6 protein-coding genes and 1 pseudogene are annotated in these 5790 nt (G+C 65.7%); all 7 read right to left on the bottom strand.

Going from position 1 to position 5790, the window contains the following annotated elements; genetic code table 11:
• Nucleotides 1-245 (bottom strand): ATP-binding cassette domain-containing protein (locus AC6RA4_RS22820; RefSeq protein WP_500164209.1); only part of this gene is annotated, 245 nt, incomplete at its 3' end.
• A 12-nt stretch (nt 246-257) separates the two neighbouring features.
• Nucleotides 258-1574, bottom strand: coding sequence for an amino acid ABC transporter permease (locus tag AC6RA4_RS22825; RefSeq protein ID WP_500164210.1), 1317 nt, complete (start codon nt 1572-1574; stop codon nt 258-260).
• A gap of 1 nt (nt 1575) precedes the next feature.
• Nucleotides 1576-2808, bottom strand: coding sequence for an amino acid ABC transporter permease (locus AC6RA4_RS22830; protein WP_500164212.1), 1233 nt, complete (start codon nt 2806-2808; stop codon nt 1576-1578).
• Nucleotides 2809-2979: 171 nt separating this feature from the next.
• Nucleotides 2980-3999 (bottom strand): amino acid ABC transporter substrate-binding protein, encoded by a 1020-nt coding sequence (locus AC6RA4_RS22835; protein ID WP_500164214.1) that lies wholly within the window; start codon nt 3997-3999, stop codon nt 2980-2982.
• Nucleotides 4000-4200: 201 nt separating this feature from the next.
• Nucleotides 4201-4914 (bottom strand): ATP12 family chaperone protein, encoded by a 714-nt coding sequence (locus AC6RA4_RS22840; protein WP_500164216.1) that lies wholly within the window; start codon nt 4912-4914, stop codon nt 4201-4203.
• Nucleotides 4911-5588 carry an HAD-IA family hydrolase gene (locus tag AC6RA4_RS22845; protein ID WP_500164217.1) on the bottom strand — a complete coding sequence of 226 codons (678 nt, stop codon included), beginning with the start codon at nt 5586-5588 and terminating at the stop codon, nt 4911-4913. The genes AC6RA4_RS22840 and AC6RA4_RS22845 overlap by 4 nt, the downstream gene beginning before the upstream one ends.
• A 2-nt stretch (nt 5589-5590) precedes the next feature.
• Nucleotides 5591-5790 (bottom strand): annotated as a pseudogene (locus AC6RA4_RS22850) (RluA family pseudouridine synthase); the annotation flags it as partial.

Below are 5790 nucleotides of genomic sequence, written 5' to 3' on the forward strand. Positions count from 1 at the left end.
CCGTCGACGACGATCTTGCCCGCCTGGTGCTCTTCCAGCCGGTTGATGCAGCGGATCATCGTCGACTTGCCCGAGCCCGAGGGCCCGGCGATGACGATGCGCTCGCCGCGATGCACCGTGAGGTCGATGTCGCGCAGCACGTGGAAGTTGCCGTACCACTTGTTCATCTTGGTGATCTGGATGGCCACCTCGTCGGAGACGGTCATCTGGCTGCGGTCGACGGTATCGGTCGCCTGTTGTTGCATGATCAGGTCTCCTTAGCGGTGCTCACGACGGAGCTTTTTCTCGAGGAAGAGGGAGTAGCGGCCCATGCTGAAGCAGAAGATGAAGAAGCAGAGGCCGATGAAGACGAAGAGTTCCCAGTAGATGCCGTTCCAGTCGGTGCTGGCGCGGATGGCGTTCGACAGGCCGATGGGATCGAGCAGGCCGATGAAGACCACCAGCGTGGTGTCCTTGAACAGGCCGATGAAGGTGTTCACGATGCCCGGGATCGAGATCTTCAGCGCCTGCGGCAGGATGATCAGCCGCATCGACTTCCAGTAGTCGAGGCCAAGCGCGTCGGCCGCCTCGTACTGGCCCTTGGGAAGCGCCGCGAGGCCGCCGCGCACCACCTCGGCGATATAGGCCGAGGAGAACAGCGTCACCATGATGATGACCCGCAGCATGAGGTCGAAATTGGTCCCCGGCGGCAGGAAGTAGTTCAGCAGCAGCGAGGCGGTGAACAGCCAGACGATCAGCGGCACGCCGCGGATCACCTCGATGAAGAACACCGAGCACTTGTTGATGATGAACAGGTCCGATTGCCGTCCCAGCGCCAGCACGATGCCCAGGGGCAGCGACAGCGCGATGCCCGAGACGCCGATGATCATCGCCAGCATGAAGCCGCCCATGTCATTGGAGCGCACGTTGACCAGCTCGAGCGGGATCACCGCATTCAGCGCGCCTGCGAGCGGGCCGCAGATCAGGAACCAGTAGAGCAGCGGAACGAGGATCGCCAGCAGCACGCCCGCGAGTGCGCCGAGGGCAGGGGCCGCGAAGCGCATCACCACGGCGCCGAGGACGAAGCCCGCGGCGACGGCGATGGGCCCCCAGAGCGAACCGCCCCAGAGCAGCCAGTAGAGCACGAAGGGCGCGGCAGCCGAGAACCACAGCATCTTGCGCGGCACCGAGGCGAAGAGCACAGGCGCGATGGCGGCGAGGAACAGCACGAAGGCCAGCACCGGGCGCCAGTAGAGCTCGGGCGGGTAGAAGCCGAAGAGCAGCTGGTTCCAGCGCTCGGAGATCACCGCCCAGCAGGCCACCGACGCATCGGCGCCGTAGATCTGATCGCGGATCTCGCGGCACTGGGCGAGGCTGTCGGCCTCCCAGATGCCCATCACCGCCCAGGGCAGCACGTGGCTCAGCACGGTCCAGATCACGAACAGCGATACCACCGTCAGGAAGACGTTGAGCGGGGTCGAGAACATGTTCTCGTGGATCCACTTGTAGGCGCCGGACTGCGACAGCGGCGGGTCCTGCTCCTCGACCATGGTGTCGCGGACATAGGCGACGGTCTGTGCGTGTGTATCGCTCATGTCAGCGCTCCTTCAGCTTCACGGAGGCGTTGTAGACGTTCATCACACCCGAGATCAGCAGGCTGAGCACGAGGTAGAACAGCCCGAGCAGCAGCATGCCCTCGAGCTCGCGTCCGGTCTGGTTGATGGTGATACCGCCAAGGGTGGAGCGGACGTCCATGTAGCCCACGGCGATGGCGAGAGAGCTGTTCTTGGTGAGGTTGAGGAATTGCGAGATCAGCGGCGGGATGATGACCCGCAGGGCCTGCGGCAGGATCACCAGGTTCATCGTGGTGCCCGGGCGCAGCCCGAGCGCGTAGGCGGCCTCGGTCTGGCCCTTGTTGACCGCGAGGATGCCTCCACGGACGATCTCGGCGATGAAGGCGCCTGTGTAGAGCGACAGCGCCAGCCACAGGGCGATCAGCGAGTTGCGCAGGTGGATGCCGCCGCCGAAGTTGAAGCCCTGCAGCGAGGGCATGTCGAGGAAGGCGCCCATCAGCAGCATCAGCAGGCCGGTGGGGACGATCAGAATGCCGAGGATCAGGTACCACGTGGTCGGCCGGTCGCCGGTGGCTTCCTGCTTCTCGGTGGCCCAGTGGCGCAGGCGCTGCACGGCGAAGATCGAGGCGCCCAGCACCACGAGGATCAGCAGCCAGTTGAACAGGCCATTGGTGAAGAAGGGCGAGGAGAAATGGATCGCCGGGATATAGACGCCGCGGTTGGTGATCGCCACGGCGTCGAACAGCATCGAGGCGTCGGGCGTGTCGCCGCGGAAGGCGCGTGGGGCAGGGGTGCTCTCGGTCATCAGCGCAAAGATCAGAACGATCCAGAGCAGCAGCGGCACGTTGCGGAAGCCCTCGACATAGACCGCCATCAGGCGCGAGACGAGCCAGTTGTTCGAAAGCCGCAGAACGCCCGCAACCACGCCCAGCACGGTGGCCAGCGCACAGCCGAGCACGGCGACGAGCAGCGTGTTGAGGATGCCGACGATGGCAGCCCGCCCGTGGGTCGACTGGCTGTCATACTCGATCAGGCGCTGGTTGATGTCGTAACCGGACGGCTGGGTCAGGAAGCCGAAGTCGAAATCCTTGCCCAGCGTCTGCAGGTTGTGAACGGTGTTCGACACCAGCCACGAGAACATCAGCATCAGCAGGATCATCGCCACGACCTGGATCGTGAGCGAGCGGTAGCGTGTGTCGTAAATAAGCTGTGACAGCCGGAAGCCCTGCCCCGGCGGGTCGGTCATCGTCGTCATGTCTTCTCCCCGGAGGTTCCCGTTCTTTCCAAGGCGTCGCGCCGGTTGCTCCGGCATCCTGCCCCTCTCCGGGAACTCAGTTTGGTCCTTCGGACCGATTTTCTGTTTTTGTCGTCGTTAGTTGAGAAGGGCGCGGGAATTTCTCCCCGCGCCCTATTTAGTGCCGTCCGATCAGCGGAACGGCGGGCTGTACATCAGGCCGCCCTCGGTCCACTGCGCGTTCAGGCCGCGCGACAGGCCGATCGGGGTGTTTTCGCCGATGGTCTTCTCGAAGATCTCGCCGTAGTTGCCGTTGGCCATGATGGCCTTCTTGGCCCAGTCGGCCTCGAGGCCGATCATCGCGCCAAGCTCACCTTCGGTGCCGAGCAGACGGTTGATCTCGGGGTTGTCGGTGGCTGCCGTGGAGAGTTCCTCGATGTTGGCCGAGGTCACGCCGTATTCTTCGGCGGCGACCAGAGCGTTGAGGCTCCAGCGCACGATGTCGCCCCACTCGCTGTCGCCGTGACGGACCAGCGGGCCGAGCGGCTCTTTCGAGATGATTTCCGGCAGGATCACGTGATCGCCCGGCGCTTCGAAGGAAGCGCGGGTGGCGGCGAGGCCGGAGGCGTCGGTGGTGTAGACGTCACAGGCACCGGCAAGGTACTGCTGCTGCGCTTCGGCGTTGGTCTCGATCGGAACCGGCTCGTAGCTGATGTTGTTCACACGGAAGAAATCCGCGAGGTTCAGCTCGGTGGTGGTGCCGGTCTGGATGCAGACGGTGGCGCCGTCGAGTTCCTTGGCCGAGGACACGCCCAGCTCTTTCGGAACCATGAAGCCCTGGCCGTCGTAGTAGTTCACGCCGACGAATTCGAACTTCAGGTCGACATCGCGCGAGAAGGTCCAGGTGGTGTTGCGGGCCAGCATGTCGATCTCGCCCGAGGCCAGCGCAGTGAAGCGGGTCTGGCCGGTGGTCGAGACGAATTCGACCGCCATCGGGTCACCGAGGACGGCGGCAGCAACGGCACGGCAGACGGCGACGTCAAAGCCCTGCCAGACGCCGTTTGCGTCGGGGGCCGAGAAGCCGGTCAGGCCGGTGGACACGCCGCAGTTCAGATTGCCACGTGCCTTGACGTCGTCGAGCGTCGCGGCGCCGGCAGCTCCTGCGGCGAGACCGGCGACGGTCAGCGCGCCAAGGATTACGGTGTTCTTCATGTTTACCTCTTCCTGTTTTCCGGCCCTTCGTGAGCCGGTTCCTTGGCCCCCTTGGGGCCGTGAAAACCTGGGATGGGTGCTCCCCCTCCTCTGGTGGCTGCGAGTTTGGGAGGATTCCTTCTGGGAGGTCAAGCCGTTCTGCCTGAGAAATCACCCTTACGTGCCGCCTAATTGAGCAGTCAATCGGACGGCGCGGTCGGTTTAATCAGCCTCGCAGAGCCAATAAAACCTATGCGCGTGCAGGAAGGCCTGGCGTTTTCGCTCTGCAACCTCCTGAGCTTCCTCGTCAACGCCCCAGAGTTCTTCCTGCCAGCTCTCGTCGAGCCGGGACAGGGCCCAGAGCGCCTCGGGATCATGGGCGGGGTCGGTGGCGGCGAGGCCGAGCACCAGAGACCCGGTCAGCGACACGAGATCGTGGAACGCCGCGAGTTCGAACGCGTCGAGCGCATGCGCCTCGCGGGCCAGCGCCGCGAGCGCCTGTGCCTCCTGCGGGGCGTGGATCACCCCGGCGCGGGGTTCGAGCCGGGCGCCGAAGCGCGCGGCGGCCCAGTCGAGCAGCGGATCCCAGCGCTCGGCCTGCCGTTGCACCAGCTCCTCGGGCTGGTCGGCGCGGTAGCAGAGCAGGTCGCTGTCGCCGTAATCGGCCAGCATCTGCGCCACCGCCTCGCGCTGCGGCGTGACCTTCTCGATGGCGCTGTTGGCGGTGCGGGTGAAGGGCATGGTGTTGGGGTCGATCTTCTCGCCCTGCGCCTGCCACTCGGCGGCGATGGCCTCGGCCAGCCCGAGGGTCGGCACCACCAACGGCGACTTGCCCGGTGTCATCACCCGGCGGCCGTCCAGCGCGACGCCGTGGCCGCCCTCGACTTGCGTGGCGGATGCGGTCTCGTAGAAGCGGCGGGGGGCCCATTCGCTCATGCGGTCTGCTCCCAGATCTGTGTCAGTAGGCCGGGCAGCAGGCGGATGTCGTCGATGACGAGATGCGCGTCGCGCAGCCGCTCGGCGTCGTGATAGCCCCAGGTGACGCCGATCGCGAGGATGCCGGCGGCGCGGGCCATGTCCATGTCGTAGCTGGTATCGCCGATCATCACGGCGCGATGCGTCTCGACCCCGGTCTCCGAAAGCGCCGCCTCGATCATCGAGGGGTGCGGTTTGGAGGGGTGGTCATCGGCGCATTGCTGGGTGACGAAGAGCTGGCGCATCTCGTGCCCGTCGACCAGCTTGTCGAGCCCGCGCCGCGACTTGCCGGTGGCGAGGCCCAGAAGCGTGTCGGGCTCGGCGTGGAGCTGGGTCAGCACCTTGCGCACATGCGGGTAGAGCGGCGAACTCTCGGGCGTGCCCTTCTCGGCGCGCAGGGCGAGATAGGCGGATTTGTAGGCCTCGACCATCTCGGCGCGGGCCGCCTTGTCGGCCTTGGGCGCAAGCTTGGCCATGGCCTGCGGCAGCGACAGCCCGACGATGGCGAGGATCTCCTCGCGCGGGGGCACCGCGAGGCCGGTGGCCCCGAAGGCCGCCTGCATAGAGGCGAGAATGTCGGCCTGGCTGTCGACGAGGGTGCCGTCGACGTCGAAGATCACAAGGCGCAGCGACATGCTCAGTGCAGCTCCGCGAAGGGATCGTCGGCGGCGATGTCCTCGGCCCAGCCGAGCGTCTCCCAGGTGTTGGCCATGTGCGTGGGCAGGGAGGCCGTCACGGTGACCGGCTTCTTGGTCACCGGGTGCAGGAAGGTCATCGAGCGGGCGTGCAGGTGCAGCTTCTTGGAGATCACGCCGCCGAGCTGGGCGCCCACATGGC

Source organism: Salipiger sp., assembly GCF_059781815.1.

Excerpts from the sequence above, each read along its gene's own strand:
- AC6RA4_RS22825 (WP_500164210.1), bottom strand. The coding sequence starts at position 1,574 with ATGAGCGATACACACGCACAGACCGTCGCCTATGTCCGCGACACCATG.
- AC6RA4_RS22830 (WP_500164212.1), bottom strand. The coding sequence starts at position 2,808 with ATGACGACGATGACCGACCCGCCGGGGCAGGGCTTCCGGCTGTCACAG.
- AC6RA4_RS22835 (WP_500164214.1), bottom strand. The coding sequence starts at position 3,999 with ATGAAGAACACCGTAATCCTTGGCGCGCTGACCGTCGCCGGTCTCGCC.
- AC6RA4_RS22840 (WP_500164216.1), bottom strand. The coding sequence starts at position 4,914 with ATGAGCGAATGGGCCCCCCGCCGCTTCTACGAGACCGCATCCGCCACG.
- AC6RA4_RS22845 (WP_500164217.1), bottom strand. The coding sequence starts at position 5,588 with ATGTCGCTGCGCCTTGTGATCTTCGACGTCGACGGCACCCTCGTCGAC.